Origin of the sequence: Burkholderia anthina (genome assembly GCF_001547525.1) — a bacterium.
GTDB classification, from domain to species: Bacteria; Pseudomonadota; Gammaproteobacteria; order Burkholderiales; family Burkholderiaceae; genus Burkholderia; species Burkholderia semiarida.
Genome location: NZ_LNJP01000003.1, coordinates 453,903 through 466,933, shown reverse-complemented (window position 1 = coordinate 466,933; position 13,031 = coordinate 453,903). Strand labels below are relative to the sequence as shown.

General features: G+C 65.8%; 15 protein-coding genes. 12 read left to right on the top strand and 3 right to left on the bottom strand.

Features of this window, described 5'->3' with window-relative positions; genetic code table 11:
• Positions 1–112: 112 nt before the first annotated feature.
• Positions 113–1,099, bottom strand: a complete 987-nt coding sequence (locus tag WS64_RS22445; protein WP_006487742.1) for a malate dehydrogenase — start codon at positions 1,097–1,099, stop codon at positions 113–115.
• A gap of 297 nt (positions 1,100–1,396) precedes the next feature.
• Between WS64_RS22445 and WS64_RS22440 the strand changes: the two genes are divergently transcribed.
• The 7 genes from WS64_RS22440 to gltA all read left to right on the top strand — a co-directional run bounded on the left by WS64_RS22440 (position 1,397) and on the right by gltA (position 7,319).
• Positions 1,397–2,212, top strand: coding sequence for a GntR family transcriptional regulator (locus WS64_RS22440; RefSeq protein ID WP_060968552.1), 816 nt, complete (start codon positions 1,397–1,399; stop codon positions 2,210–2,212).
• Positions 2,213–2,380: 168 nt separating this feature from the next.
• Positions 2,381–2,797, top strand: a complete 417-nt coding sequence (gene sdhC, locus WS64_RS22435) for a succinate dehydrogenase, cytochrome b556 subunit (RefSeq protein ID WP_040139410.1) — start codon at positions 2,381–2,383, stop codon at positions 2,795–2,797.
• 4 nt (positions 2,798–2,801) lie between these two features.
• Positions 2,802–3,170 (top strand): succinate dehydrogenase, hydrophobic membrane anchor protein, encoded by a 369-nt coding sequence (gene sdhD / locus WS64_RS22430; protein ID WP_006487767.1) that lies wholly within the window; start codon positions 2,802–2,804, stop codon positions 3,168–3,170.
• A gap of 3 nt (positions 3,171–3,173) precedes the next feature.
• A complete protein-coding gene (gene sdhA / locus WS64_RS22425; protein WP_059582803.1) occupies positions 3,174–4,949 on the top strand; it encodes a succinate dehydrogenase flavoprotein subunit in 1,776 nt (591 codons plus the stop codon).
• Between the two features lie 21 nt (positions 4,950–4,970).
• Positions 4,971–5,672 carry a succinate dehydrogenase iron-sulfur subunit gene (locus tag WS64_RS22420; RefSeq protein ID WP_006479352.1) on the top strand — a complete coding sequence of 234 codons (702 nt, stop codon included), beginning with the start codon at positions 4,971–4,973 and terminating at the stop codon, positions 5,670–5,672.
• A 6-nt stretch (positions 5,673–5,678) separates the two neighbouring features.
• Positions 5,679–5,951, top strand: coding sequence for an FAD assembly factor SdhE (locus WS64_RS22415; RefSeq protein ID WP_059582797.1), 273 nt, complete (start codon positions 5,679–5,681; stop codon positions 5,949–5,951).
• A gap of 66 nt (positions 5,952–6,017) precedes the next feature.
• The gene (gene gltA, locus WS64_RS22410; RefSeq protein ID WP_011881720.1) at positions 6,018–7,319 is read left to right on the top strand and encodes a citrate synthase; all 1,302 of its coding nucleotides are present in this window, start codon (positions 6,018–6,020) and stop codon (positions 7,317–7,319) included.
• A 90-nt stretch (positions 7,320–7,409) separates the two neighbouring features.
• Here the strand turns inward: gltA and WS64_RS22405 are convergent, their stop codons facing one another.
• Positions 7,410–8,387, bottom strand: a complete 978-nt coding sequence (locus WS64_RS22405) for a helix-turn-helix domain-containing protein (RefSeq protein WP_060967741.1) — start codon at positions 8,385–8,387, stop codon at positions 7,410–7,412.
• A gap of 71 nt (positions 8,388–8,458) precedes the next feature.
• On the opposite strand from WS64_RS22405, the gene WS64_RS22400 reads away from it, so the two are divergent.
• From WS64_RS22400 to WS64_RS35665, 5 genes are all read left to right on the top strand, one after another.
• Positions 8,459–8,848 carry a VOC family protein gene (locus WS64_RS22400; protein ID WP_060967740.1) on the top strand — a complete coding sequence of 130 codons (390 nt, stop codon included), beginning with the start codon at positions 8,459–8,461 and terminating at the stop codon, positions 8,846–8,848.
• 111 nt (positions 8,849–8,959) lie between these two features.
• On the top strand, positions 8,960–10,210 hold the full coding sequence (locus WS64_RS22395) for a DUF1479 domain-containing protein (RefSeq protein WP_060967739.1): 1,251 nt from the start codon (positions 8,960–8,962) through the stop codon (positions 10,208–10,210).
• A gap of 175 nt (positions 10,211–10,385) precedes the next feature.
• Positions 10,386–11,144, top strand: coding sequence for a dimethylarginine dimethylaminohydrolase family protein (locus tag WS64_RS22390; RefSeq protein ID WP_060968551.1), 759 nt, complete (start codon positions 10,386–10,388; stop codon positions 11,142–11,144).
• Positions 11,145–11,242: 98 nt separating this feature from the next.
• On the top strand, positions 11,243–11,707 hold the full coding sequence (locus WS64_RS22385; protein WP_059582787.1) for an Lrp/AsnC family transcriptional regulator: 465 nt from the start codon (positions 11,243–11,245) through the stop codon (positions 11,705–11,707).
• Positions 11,708–11,741: 34 nt separating this feature from the next.
• On the top strand, positions 11,742–12,182 hold the full coding sequence (locus tag WS64_RS35665) for a hypothetical protein (protein ID WP_060967738.1): 441 nt from the start codon (positions 11,742–11,744) through the stop codon (positions 12,180–12,182).
• A 13-nt stretch (positions 12,183–12,195) separates the two neighbouring features.
• Here WS64_RS35665 and WS64_RS22375 read toward each other — a convergent pair whose 3' ends face one another.
• The gene (locus WS64_RS22375) at positions 12,196–12,921 is read right to left on the bottom strand and encodes a glutathione S-transferase (RefSeq protein ID WP_060967737.1); all 726 of its coding nucleotides are present in this window, start codon (positions 12,919–12,921) and stop codon (positions 12,196–12,198) included.
• Positions 12,922–13,031: the final 110 nt, after the last annotated feature.

Below are 13,031 nucleotides of genomic sequence, written 5' to 3'. Positions count from 1 at the left end.
TGGCGCGAGGCGGTAAAACGTGCGCGAATCGGATCGCTCGGCGCGAGCCGGCGGCATGCCGGCCCGCGCCGAAGCCGGGCGCCCGAAGGCCGCCCGGCCCGATGCGTGATGTTTAGTTCTTCAGCAGGTGGGCGACGCCATCGCGCTCTTCGAGCAGCTCGGCCAGCGTGCCGTCCATCTTCTCGCGCGAGAACGCGTCGATTTCCAGGCCTTCGACGCGCTTGTATTCGCCGTTTTCGCAGGTGACCGGCACGCCGTAGATGATGTCTTCGGGGATGCCGTACGAACCGTCCGACGGGATGCCCATCGTGACCCACTTGCCGTTCGTGCCGAGCACCCAGTCACGCACGTGGTCGATCGCCGCGTTGGCCGCCGACGCTGCCGACGACAGGCCGCGCGCTTCGATGATCGCCGCGCCGCGCTTGCCGACGGTCGGGATGAACGTGTCGCGGTTCCACACGTCGTCGTTGATCAGCTTCAGCAGCGATTCGCCTTCGGCGGTCGCGAAGCGGAAGTCCGGGTACATCGTCGGCGAGTGGTTGCCCCACACGGCGAGCTTCTCGATCGACGCGACCGGCTTGCCCGACTTGGCGGCGAGCTGCGACAGCGCGCGGTTGTGGTCGAGGCGCAGCATGGCCGTGAAGTTCTTCTTCGGCAGATCCGGCGCCGACTTCATCGCGATGTACGCGTTCGTGTTCGCCGGGTTGCCGACGACCAGCACCTTCACGTCGCGGCTCGCGACTTCGTTCAGCGCGGCGCCCTGGACCGTGAAGATTTCGGCGTTCGCCGACAGCAGGTCCTTGCGCTCCATGCCCTTCGAGCGCGGACGTGCGCCGACCAGCAGCGCGACGTCGGCATCCTTGAACGCGACCTTCGGATCGTCGGTGATCACGACGCCCGCGAGCAGCGGGAACGCGCAATCATCGAGTTCCATCACGACGCCTTTGACGGCGGCTTGGGCTTGCGGGAGGTCGAGCAGTTGCAGGATGACCGGCTGGTCCTTGCCGAGCAGGTCGCCGTTCGCGATGCGGAACAGCAGGGAGTAAGCGATTTGACCTGCGGCGCCGGTGACGGCAACGCGCTTTGCGGGCTTAGCCATTGAAAATCTCCAGGACGGGTGAAGCGTTGGACGCGAGCGAAAACGCCATTCTATGCGCGTTGTGCGTAGCGTTGCATTGAAGCAGGGCGGAGGACTCGCGATGGCGGACGCGGTGAACCTGGAGACGGCCGTGGCACGTAGCCGGGGACGCGCTGTTGCACCCGCGAACCCTTGCTCGACCGGGAGTGTAGGAGCCGTCACGCGCAAAGTCAAACGGTATCATATGTCTTATATAAGACAGATGTTTTGCGGAAATTGAGTGGACGAAAAAGTGCGGTTTGTGATGAAATGCGCGCCATGACATCGAACCAGGCGAACACCGCGAATCAGACCGGCGCAGGCGGCCCAGGGCAGCCGGGCGCGGGCGATCCCGCGGCTTCGCCCGCGGCGGCCGCGTCGCCGACGTTCAGCCCGTTATACCAGCAGATCAAGTCGTTGATCACGCAAAGTCTCGAATCCGGCGAATGGAAGCCGGGCGAGATCATCCCCAGCGAAGTGGAGCTCGCGGCCCGTTACAAGGTCAGCCAGGGCACCGTTCGCAAGGCGATCGACGAGCTGGCCGCCGAAAACCTGGTGGTCAGGCGGCAGGGCAAGGGTACTTTTGTTGCAACGCACAACGAGGATCGCGCGCAATTCCGCTTTCTGCGTCTGCTGGCCGACGACGGCGCCGAGCACCCGCACGTGAGCCGTCTGCTCGAATGCCGGCGCCTGCGCGCGCCGGCCGAGATCGCACGGCAGCTCGACCTGAGGCCCGCCGACCCCGTCGTGCAGGTGCGCCGCCTGCTGGAATTCGACGGCGAAGTGACGGTGCTCGACGAGATCTGGCTGCCGGGCGCGATGTTCCGCGGGCTGACGTTCGAGCGGTTGAGCGAATACAAGGGGCCGCTCTACGCGATGTTCGAGACGGAGTTCGGTACGCGGATGATCCGCGCGACGGAGAAGATCCGCGCGGTCGCGGCGGATCCGGCGGTGGCCGACCTGCTGCACGTGCCGGCCGGTTTCCCGCTGCTGTCGGTCGAGCGCGTGTCCTATACGTACGGGGACCGGCCGGTGGAAGTGCGCCGCGGCTGGTATGTCACAACCGGGTACTACTATCAGAATGACTTGAGCTGACGACGTTCGGTTCAGCCGCGTGCATTCGCGTTTCCCACGCTCGCGAAGCACGTTTCGGGCCGCCTTTGTTCGTGTTCGCGCAATTATCCAGAGCAGACTTTCGCTGCAGCGCGATATGAAAAGGCGCTAAAATCGCGGATTAGTGTGACAACATAGTAGGGGTCTAGCATGACTGACGCAGTAAGAAAGCCGAGGCCGGAATACCGGAACATCGGAATCGGCGACATCACGTTGAAGTATCGCATGCCGCTGGCGGCGATACTGTCGATTCTCCACCGAGTCAGCGGCGCGCTGCTGTTCCTGTTCCTGCCGTTCTTGCTGTTCCTCTTCGACCAGAGCCTCACCTCCGAGCTCAGCTTCGAGGTCTTCAAGCAGTTCCTCTCCAACATCGTCGTCAAGCTGATCGTCCTCGCGTTGTCGTGGGCCTTCTTCCACCATTTCTGCGCCGGCATTCGCCACCTGCTGATGGACGTCAACCACGACGCCGTCTCGAAGGAAGGCGGCAAGCGGACGGCCGTCGTCGTCTTTGTCGTCTCGATCGCGCTGACGATCGCCATGGCACTCAAACTGTTCGGAGCATTCTAAGAAAATGGCAGCCAACAACCGAATCGGCTCGAAGCGCCTCGTCGTCGGCGCACACTACGGCCTGCGCGACTGGCTCGCGCAGCGCGTCACCGCCACGATCATGGCGGTCTACACGGTCATTCTGCTCGTCCTGTTCTTCGGCGCGCACGATTTTTCGTACGAAGGCTGGGCATCGATCTTCGCCGCGCAATGGATGAAGCTCGCGACCTTCGTGATGCTGCTTTCCCTCTTCTACCACGCATGGGTCGGCGTGCGCGACATCTGGATGGACTACGTGAAGCCCGTCGGTGTGCGCCTGCTGCTGCAATCGCTGACCATCGTCTGGCTGCTCGCATGTGCGGGCTACGCCGCGCAGATTCTCTGGAGAGTGTAAAGAATGGCTGCAATCAAAACTTCCCTCCCGCGCCGCAAGTTTGACGTCGTGATCGTCGGCGCGGGCGGCTCCGGCTTGCGCGCGGCGCTGCAACTGTCGCGCGCGGGCCTGTCGGTCGGCGTGCTGTCGAAGGTATTCCCGACCCGTTCGCACACGGTGGCCGCGCAAGGCGGGATCGGCGCGTCGCTCGGCAACATGAGCGAAGACAACTGGCACTACCACTTCTACGACACGATCAAGGGTTCCGACTGGCTCGGCGACCAGGACGCGATCGAGTTCATGTGCCGCGAAGCGCCGAACGTCGTGTACGAACTCGAGCACTTCGGCATGCCGTTCGACCGTAACGCGGACGGCACGATCTACCAGCGTCCGTTCGGCGGCCATACCGCGAACTACGGCGAGAAGCCGGTCCAGCGCGCTTGCGCGGCCGCCGACCGTACCGGTCACGCGCTGCTGCACACGCTGTACCAGCAGAACGTCGAGGCGAAGACGCAGTTCTTCGTCGAATGGATGGCGCTCGACCTGATCCGCGACGCGGACGGCGACGTGCTCGGCGTGACGGCCCTCGAGATGGAGACGGGCGACGTCTACATCATGGAAGGCAAGACGACGCTGTTCGCGACGGGCGGCGCAGGCCGGATCTTCGCGGCATCGACGAACGCGTTCATCAACACCGGCGACGGCCTCGGCATGGCGGCCCGCTCGGGCATCGCGCTGCAGGACATGGAGTTCTGGCAGTTCCACCCGACCGGCGTGGCCGGCGCGGGCGTGCTGATCACCGAAGGCGTGCGCGGCGAAGGCGGCATCCTGCGCAACGCGAACGGCGAGCGCTTCATGGAACGCTACGCGCCGACGCTGAAGGATCTGGCGCCGCGTGACTTCGTGTCGCGTTCGATGGACCAGGAAATCAAGGAAGGCCGCGGCGTCGGTCCGAACAAGGACCACGTGCTGCTCGACCTGTCGCACATCGGCGCCGAGACGATCATGAAGCGTCTGCCGTCGATCCGCGAAATCGCGCTGAAGTTCGCGAACGTCGACGCGATCAAGGAGCCGATCCCGGTCGTTCCGACGATCCACTACCAGATGGGCGGCATCCCGACCAACATCCACGGTCAGGTCGTCGGCACGTCGCGCGATCACAAGGAACCGGTCAACGGCTTCTACGCAGTGGGCGAATGCTCGTGCGTGTCGGTGCACGGCGCGAACCGTCTCGGCACGAACTCGCTGCTGGACCTCGTGGTGTTCGGCCGCGCGGCCGGCAACCACATCGTCCAGCACGTGAAGAACCAGAAGGAACACAAGCCGCTGCCGGCGGATGCGGGCGAGTTCTCGCTCGCGCGCCTGAACAAGCTCGACAAGTCGAGCTCGGGCGAGTACACGCAGGACGTCGCGAACGACATCCGCGCGACGATGCAGAAGCACGCAGGCGTGTTCCGCACGTCGGCGCTGCTGAAGGAAGGCGTCGACCAGATGGCCGGCCTGAAGGCGCGCGTGGAGAACATCCACCTGAAGGACAAGTCGAAGGTGTTCAACACCGCGCGCGTCGAAGCGCTCGAGCTGGAGAACCTGATCGAAGTGGCCCGCGCAACGATGGTGTCGGCGGAAGCGCGCAAGGAAAGCCGCGGCGCGCACGCGCACAGCGACTACGAACACCGCGACGACGAGAACTGGCTGCGCCACACGCTGTGGTACAGCGAAGGCGATCGCCTCGACTACAAGCCGGTTCAAATGAAGCCGCTGACGGTCGATTCCGTGCCGCCGAAGCCGCGCACGTTCTAAGCCGAGTCAAAGGAATCCGAAATGGCAAAACGCATTTTTGAAGTCTACCGCTACGATCCGGACAAGGACGCAGCGCCGCGCATGCAGACGTACGAGCTCGAGATCCAGCATGAGCGCATGCTGCTCGACGCACTGGTCAAGCTGAAGGCACTGGACGAGACGCTGTCGTTCCGCCGTTCGTGCCGCGAAGGCGTGTGCGGTTCGGACGCGATGAACATCAACGGCAAGAACGGCCTCGCGTGCCTGACGAACCTGAACGACCTGCCGCAGAAGATCGTGCTGCGCCCGCTGCCGGGCCTGCCCGTCGTGCGCGACCTGATCGTCGACATGACGCACTTCTTCAACCAGTACCACTCGATCAAGCCGTACCTGATCAACGACGCGCCGCCGCCGGAGAAGGAACGCCTCCAGTCGCCGGAAGAGCGCGACGAGCTCGACGGCGTGTACGAGTGCATTCTGTGCGCGAGCTGCTCGACGTCGTGCCCGAGCTTCTGGTGGAACCCGGACAAGTTCGTCGGCCCGGCCGGCCTGCTGCAGGCTTACCGCTTCATCGCGGACAGCCGCGACACCGCCACCGGCGAGCGTCTCGACAACCTGGAAGACCCGTACCGTCTGTTCCGTTGCCATACGATCATGAACTGCGTCGACGTTTGCCCGAAGGGGCTGAACCCGACGAAGGCGATCGGCAAGATCAAGGAACTGATGGTTCGGCGCGCGGTATAAAGTTTGATGAGCGACGAATCGCATCAATCCGACCCGCACCGCCGCGCGCGCCTGCGCTGGCGCGCGCGGCGGGGTCTGCTGGAGAACGACATCGTATTCGAGCGATTCTTCAGCCGATACGAGCATGACCTCACCGATGCAGACGTAGGCGCGTTGTCGCGCCTGCTCGATCTGAGCGACAACGACCTGATGGACTTGCTCCTCGCGCGCAAGGAACCAGAAGGCGACCTAGACAGCCCGGACATTCACCGGCTGTTGGAGATGCTGCGCAACGTGTGACGCCAAGGTGTAACGCGCTGCGCCCGTTATCGAATCCCGTTTCTTTATTTCGATTGAGGATGTGCCATGACTCCGTCTGATGTTAAAGCCACGCTATCGTTCAGCGACAACTCGCCGAGCGTCGAAATGCCGATCTACAAGGGCACGATGGGCCCGGACGTGATCGACATCCGCAAGCTGTACGGCCAGACCGGCAAGTTCACTTACGACCCGGGCTTCATGTCGACGGCTTCGTGTAATTCGGCGATCACGTACATCGACGGCGACAAGGGCGAGCTGCTGTACCGCGGCTACCCGATCGACAACCTCGCACAAAACGCGGACTTCCTCGAAAGCTGCTACCTGCTGCTGAAGGGCGAACTGCCGAACGCCGCGCAGAAGAAGGAATTCGTCGACACCGTCACGAAGCACACGATGGTGCACGAGCAGATGCACTTCTTCTTCCGTGGCTTCCGTCGCGACGCGCACCCGATGGCGATCCTGGTCGCCGCAGTCGGTGCGCTGTCGGCGTTCTACCACGACTCGCTCGACATCAACGACCCGCGTCACCGCGAAGTGTCGGCGATCCGCATGATCGCGAAGCTGCCGACGCTCGTCGCGATGGCGTACAAGTACAGCATCGGCCAGCCGTTCGTGTATCCGAAGAACTCGCTGTCGTACAGCGCGAACTTCATGCACATGATGTTCTCGAACCCGTGCGAAGAGTACAAGGTCAACGACGTGCTCGTCCGCGCGCTCGACCGCATCCTGATCCTGCACGCCGATCACGAGCAGAACGCATCGACGTCGACGGTCCGCCTGGCCGGCTCGTCGGGCGCGAACCCGTTCGCGTGTATCGCGGCCGGTATCGCGTGTCTGTGGGGCCCGGCGCACGGCGGTGCGAACGAAGCCGCGCTGAACATGCTCGAGCAGATCGGTTCGCCGGACAACATCCCCGAATTCATCAAGCAGGTGAAGGACAAGAACTCGGGCGTGAAGCTGATGGGCTTCGGCCACCGCGTGTACAAGAACTACGACCCGCGTGCGAAGCTGATGCGCGAGACGTGCTACGAAGTGCTGAACGAACTGGGCCTGCACGACGACCCGCTGTTCAAGCTCGCGATGCAGCTCGAGAAGATCGCGCTGGAAGACGAATACTTCGTGTCGCGCAAGCTGTACCCGAACGTCGACTTCTACTCGGGTATCGTCCAGCGCGCGCTGGGCATCCCGACGTCGATGTTCACGTGTATCTTCGCGATGGCACGTACGGTCGGCTGGATCGCACAGTGGAACGAAATGATCGCCGATCCGGAACAGAAGATCGGCCGTCCGCGCCAGCTGTTCATCGGCGATACGCCGCGCGAAGCGAAGCCGCTCAACGCACGTTAAACCGTGTGCGGCGCGAGCGGCCGGCAGGTCGCTCGCGTCGGGCAACCGCAACGCCACGACACCCCGACGGGTCAGCCCGTCGGGGTGTTTTCATTTGCGCGGCCGGCGTTGGCCCGAGCCGGCGCGGCGCTCCAGCGACGGCGGCCGCGTGTCGAGCGCGGGCGCGTCGTCGTCCGGTGCATGGCCGTGCTGCTTGAAGAACTGCCGGTACGCGCCGGGCGTCGTGCCGCGCGCGGCGAGGAACTGGCGATTGAAGTTCGCGGCATTCGGAATGCCGCAGCGCGCGGCGACCGTCGCGATCGGCCAGTCGGTGCCGACGAGATGGCGGCATGCATGCGCGAGGCGCAGCCGCTGCACGTAACGGCCGACGCTTTCGCCGAGATGCCGGACGAACAACCGTTGCAGCGTGCGTTCGGACAGGTGCGCGGCAGCGGCGAGTGCGTCGATGCGCAGCGGTTCGTGGAAATGCCGGTCGATCGCGTCGAGCACGCGGTCGAGGCGTTCGGCTTCGGGCGCGCCCGGCCCGCCGGGCGACGGCGCGCCGTCGGGCCGGTCGTACGCATGCACGGTGGCGAGCGGTTCGCCGCCGGCTTCCGCGAGATCGGCAAGCGTGTCGAGCGTGGCCGTGAGCCGTACGCGTGGCGACGGATCGAGCAACCGCGGCAGCCGCGCGCGCATCGCGCGGGCCGTCTCCACGTCGAAGCGCAGCCCCGGCGCCGCGCGCCGCAGCAGCGAGCGCAGCGGCGCGTATTCGGGGCAGCAGTCGGCCAGCCGCCGCGCCCAGTCTCCGTCGAACCAGACGACGAGCGCGACTTCAGGCGCGTCGCGATCGATGCGCGCGTTCGACGACCACGTATGCGGCAGGTTCGGCGGCACGAGCACGAGATCGTCGTCCGCGTAGCGCGCGACGTGATCGCCGATGAAGCGCTGGCCGCGGCTGTTGAGCGTCAGCGTCAGTTCGTATTCGGGATGGCGATGCCATTCGAACGGAATGCGCGCGAGCTGGCGGTGATAGACGCGGATCGAACAGCCGGACGCGAACGTCACGTGCTCGTATTGCGGTTTCATCGCGGCCTCCGGTAGGGGCGGGCAGTGCGCCGTGGCATGATCGTGAGCGATTCTCACCAAGGAGCGATGCCATGTTTTCACATGTGTGCGTGGGCGTCGGTGATACGGCGCGCGCCTACGATTTCTATGCGCCGCTGTTCGCGGCACTCGGGCTGCGCCTGAAATTCCGCGAGCCGGACGGCTGGTCGGGCTGGATGCCGGCCGATTCCGAGCGGCCGCTGTTCTTCTTCGGCAAGCCGCTCGACGGCCGCCCACCGGAGCCGGGCAACGGCCACACGATCGCGTTCGATGCGCCGACCCGCGCGCACGTCGATCGCTGCCACGCACTCGCGCTGCGGCATGGCGGCACCTGCGAAGGGCCGCCGGGCCTGCGGCCGCACTATCACCGCGACTATTACGGCGCGTATTTCCGCGACCCGGACGGCAACAAGCTCTGCGTGGTCTGCCATCGTCCCGAATGACGCACGATTGTCAGGATTGTATCGATCATTGGCCGGATAGTGGTGATGGCGGCCGTGTGCCGGCCGTACGCTGACAGCACATCACGACACGCTTTCAGCGAGGAGACGACGATGCAACTGACGATTGACGACCTGCCTGCCGCGATCCGCGCGGCGAAACGGGCGCTGCGCGCCGACTTGCCCGGCTACGCGGCCACGTTCCGCGAAGTGGAGGGCGACATCGCCCGGCAGGTCGATGCGATCCGCCGCGCGCACGCGCACGGCCACGACGTGATTCCGGTCGTGCCGTTCACGGATATCGCGGGCGGCCGGGTCGATCCGCATGCGGTTGCGGCGATCCGAACGCATGGCGCGGTCGTGATCCGCGGCGTGTTCGATGCGAGGCAGGCACGCGACTGGAACGACGAGATCGGCGCGTATCTGGATGCGAACCGTTTCGCCGACCGGCTGCACGCGCGCGCGGAAGACCGCTATTTCGGCAATCTGGCGTCGGGCAAGCCGCAGATCTACGGCGTCTACTGGTCGAAGCCGCAGGTGGCCGCGCGCCAGTCGCCGGCGCTCACGCAGGCGCGGGTGTTCCTGAACCGCCTGTGGCGACATGCGGACGGCGTACGTGCGCATTTCGATCCCGATCGGGTGCCCGCGTATGCGGACCGGATCCGCCGCCGGCCGCCCGGTTCGACTTCGCTCGGGCTGTCGCCGCATGTCGACGGCGGCTCGGTCGAGCGCTGGCTCGGCGCGAATTTTCGGCAGGTCTATCGCCATGTGCTGGCCGGCCGCTGGCGCGAGTACGATCCGTTCGATGCGGCGTTCCGGCCCGACGTCGAAGAGATTCCGTCGCCGGCCGTGTGTTCGATGTTCCGCACGTTCCAGGGCTGGACAGCGCTGACACCGCAGGGGCCCGGCGACGGCACGCTGCAGCTGATCCCGGTTGCGAACGCGATGGCCTATGTCGTGCTGCGCGCGCTGCAGGACGACGTCGCCGACGACGACCTGTGCGGCGCGCGTCCCGGCCGCGCGTTGTCGATTCGCCCGGAATGGCACGCGCTGCTGCTCGATGCGCTGGTGCCGATCCCGCATATGGAACCGGGCGACGCGGTGTTCTGGCACGGCGACGTCGTGCATGCGGTCGAGGATGCGCATCGCGGCAGCGGCGACAGCAACGTGATGTACATCGCGGCCGCGCCCGGCTGCGCGAAGAACGACGCGTACCTGCAACGCCAGCGTTGCGCGTTCCTGCGCGGCGACAGCCCGCCCGATTTCCCGGCCGACCATTTCGAGGTCGATTTCGCCGGGCGCGCGGGGGAGGGCGAACTCACGGCGCTCGGCCGCGCGCAGATGGGATTCGAGCCCGGCGCATGACGCGCGGGCGGCCCGTTCGCCGAATCGGCTGCGTGGTGCGCGCAATTCGACGCAATCGGCTGTCGGCGCCGCCGAAATCGACGCGAATTGCGCAATTTGGCTTCCGATAATGGTCCGGACACGACGCCGCCGGCCCGTGCACGGCACGGGTGCGGCGCAGAACATGGAGGAGTCGATGCAATTCACGCAAGCGATCGTTCGCCGTCCCGCGCCGTCCTGCGGCGCGGGCCTGACCACCGCCGAACTTGGCGCACCCGACTACGACAAGACGCTCGCGCAGTTCCGCGCATACTGCGACGCGCTGCGCATGCTCGCGGTCGAGCTGACCGAACTGCCGCCGCTCGATGCGTTTCCCGATTCGCACTTCGTCGAGGACGTTGCCGTCGTCACGCCGGAATTCGCGGTGATCACGCGCCCCGGCGCGCCCGCCCGGCGCGGCGAGACCGCGCACATCGAAGCGGCGCTGCGCGTGCATCGCGAGCTGCTGCCGATGCAACAGGGCCGCCTCGACGGCGGCGACGTGATGCTGGTCGGCAAGTGCTTCTTCATCGGGCTGACGAGCCGCACCGACGCGCAAGGCATCGCCGCGTTCGAGTCGCTGGTGTCGCGCCATGGCTACTCGGTCGTCGCGGTGCCGGTCGGCGCCGGCCTGCACCTGAAATCGGTCGTCAATGCGCTCGGCGACGACACGCTGCTCGTGACCGACGCGCTGGCCGCGCATCCGGCGTTCGCCGACTATCGAAGGATCGCGATTTCCGCCGCCGACGAATATGCGGCCAACACGCTGCGCGTGAACGGCACGCTGATCACGCCGGCCGGCTATCCGCGCGTGCATGACGCGATCGCGTCGCTCGGCATGCCGCTGCACGTGATCGACACGAGCGAGTTCCGCAAGATGGACGGGGGCCTGACGTGCCTGTCGCTGCGGTTCTAGTCGATTGGCGCGCGGCGGCTTCGGCCGGATAATGGGGCCCGCGTGTGGAACGGCAGACGTTCCGCGCATGAGCCACGACCCGACCGGAACGAACGCGGATGACCGACAAGAAGATGCAGTTGGACAAGATCGATCTCCGGATTCTCGACATCCTGCGCACCGACGGACGGATTTCCTACCGGAAGCTGTCGGAACGCGTGAATCTCACGCCCCGGCCGTGCCAGGCGCGCGTGGAGCGGCTCGAGGCGCTCGGCGTGATCGAAGGGTACCGCGCGGTGATCAACGCGCCGCGCGCGACCAAGCCGATCGTCGTGATCGCGCAGATCGTGCTGGCCGACCACGGGCGTTCGCAGGCGCCGTTCGAGGAGGAAATGCGCGCGAATCCGGCCGTGCTCGATTGCTGGCTGGTGAGCGGCACGTTCGATTTTCTCGTGCGGCTCGCGTGCGAGGATCTCGACGAGTACCGGCGGATCGCGAACGTGTGGCTGGAAAGCCCGCGATTCCGGATCGAGAAGATCGTGACGACGGCCGAACTGCAGACGATCAAGCGCAGCGTCGTGTGAGGCGACCGGCCAGCGAGCGCCGGTTTCGATGCGAATGACCGGCGCGATCGATTTGCATCCCGAATCGAATCGACTGTCCCGGCTCACGATCGGGGTGAACATTACGGATGCCGCGCAAGCGGCAGCGCAGACGGCCCCGCCGTCCGGAGCGACGCTGAAACGTCGTCTGCAGGGCCGTCGCATCGCGATGATCGCGATCCTGCTCGCCGCCGGCGCGATGAATCCGTTGATCCTGACGGCCGTGCTGTCGGCCGGCAATTCGGGTGCCTACGCGGCGCACGGACGCTGTACAACCTCGCATCGGAAGGGCGCGCGCCGATGTTCGCGATGCTGTCGCCGCGCGCGCAAGAGCCGGCTCGTGCGCTACGAGGAAATGGACGTCGGGCCGTGGCTCACGCGCTCGGGCGAGGCCGTCGACGCGGCCGCCGCGCGGCACGGGCCACCGCGCCGGTCGGTCGCTGCGGCGATGGGGTAACGGCAGCCGGCCGTTACTTGTCCAGCTCCGGATAGTGCCGGAAGATCCCCATGTCGTTGAACGGGATGCGGCGTTCCGACTCGAGGTAGTGCGCGACGGGCGGATGCCGTGCGACGCGATCGTGCAGCGCGACGAGCCCGGCGATCTTGCGTTCCGCGCGCTTCATCGCTTTCGGAAACGCATAGCGCAGGCCCTCGATCAACTGGAACATCGACAGGTCCGCGTAGGTGAGCGTGCTGCCCGCGATATAACCGCTCTTGTGCGGATTCTGTTCGAGCACGCGATCGAAGTAGCCGAGGAATTTCGGCAGCCGGTTCTCGAGGAAATCGGCCGCGCGCTCGGCCGCTTCCGCCTTCTGGTCCTCGTAGTACAGGCCGCTGCCGATCGGATGGTGCGTGTCGTGGATCTCGGTGATGAAATCGGCGGCGGTCAGCTGGAGCTGGTGCACCCACAGCCGGCCGGCTTCGTCGTCGGGCGCGAGTCCGAGCCGCGCGCCGAGAAACAGCAGGATGTTCGCGGTCTGTCCGACGACCACGTCGCCGGCCTTCAGGAACGGCGGCGCGAACGGCACGCATTCCGATTTCGTGTCGTCCATCATGCGCATCATCGCCGCCACGCCCATTCCGCGTCCCGATTCGCGCGCGACGTCGACGTAGTCGGCCTCGGCTGCTTCCAGCGCGAGGCGCACGTACTCGCCGCGGCCCTGGATTTCAGGCCAGTAATAGAGTTCATATCGCATGCAATGCTCCTGTCCTTCGATGCTTCGGGTGATGCTCGCATCGTGATGGCGGGAGGGCGGCCGCGTGCCGCCCGTTGCGAATAGACAGTCTAGGCGATCGAGCGGGAAAT

Coding starts and splice junctions, on each gene's coding strand:
- WS64_RS22445 (WP_006487742.1), bottom strand. CDS start 1,099: ATGGCTAAGCCCGCAAAGCGCGTTGCCGTCACCGGCGCCGCAGGTCAA.
- WS64_RS22440 (WP_060968552.1), top strand. CDS start 1,397: ATGACATCGAACCAGGCGAACACCGCGAATCAGACCGGCGCAGGCGGC.
- sdhC (WP_040139410.1), top strand. CDS start 2,381: ATGACTGACGCAGTAAGAAAGCCGAGGCCGGAATACCGGAACATCGGA.
- sdhD (WP_006487767.1), top strand. CDS start 2,802: ATGGCAGCCAACAACCGAATCGGCTCGAAGCGCCTCGTCGTCGGCGCA.
- sdhA (WP_059582803.1), top strand. CDS start 3,174: ATGGCTGCAATCAAAACTTCCCTCCCGCGCCGCAAGTTTGACGTCGTG.
- WS64_RS22420 (WP_006479352.1), top strand. CDS start 4,971: ATGGCAAAACGCATTTTTGAAGTCTACCGCTACGATCCGGACAAGGAC.
- WS64_RS22415 (WP_059582797.1), top strand. CDS start 5,679: ATGAGCGACGAATCGCATCAATCCGACCCGCACCGCCGCGCGCGCCTG.
- gltA (WP_011881720.1), top strand. CDS start 6,018: ATGACTCCGTCTGATGTTAAAGCCACGCTATCGTTCAGCGACAACTCG.
- WS64_RS22405 (WP_060967741.1), bottom strand. CDS start 8,387: ATGAAACCGCAATACGAGCACGTGACGTTCGCGTCCGGCTGTTCGATC.
- WS64_RS22400 (WP_060967740.1), top strand. CDS start 8,459: ATGTTTTCACATGTGTGCGTGGGCGTCGGTGATACGGCGCGCGCCTAC.
- WS64_RS22395 (WP_060967739.1), top strand. CDS start 8,960: ATGCAACTGACGATTGACGACCTGCCTGCCGCGATCCGCGCGGCGAAA.
- WS64_RS22390 (WP_060968551.1), top strand. CDS start 10,386: ATGCAATTCACGCAAGCGATCGTTCGCCGTCCCGCGCCGTCCTGCGGC.
- WS64_RS22385 (WP_059582787.1), top strand. CDS start 11,243: ATGACCGACAAGAAGATGCAGTTGGACAAGATCGATCTCCGGATTCTC.
- WS64_RS35665 (WP_060967738.1), top strand. CDS start 11,742: ATGACCGGCGCGATCGATTTGCATCCCGAATCGAATCGACTGTCCCGG.
- WS64_RS22375 (WP_060967737.1), bottom strand. CDS start 12,921: ATGCGATATGAACTCTATTACTGGCCTGAAATCCAGGGCCGCGGCGAG.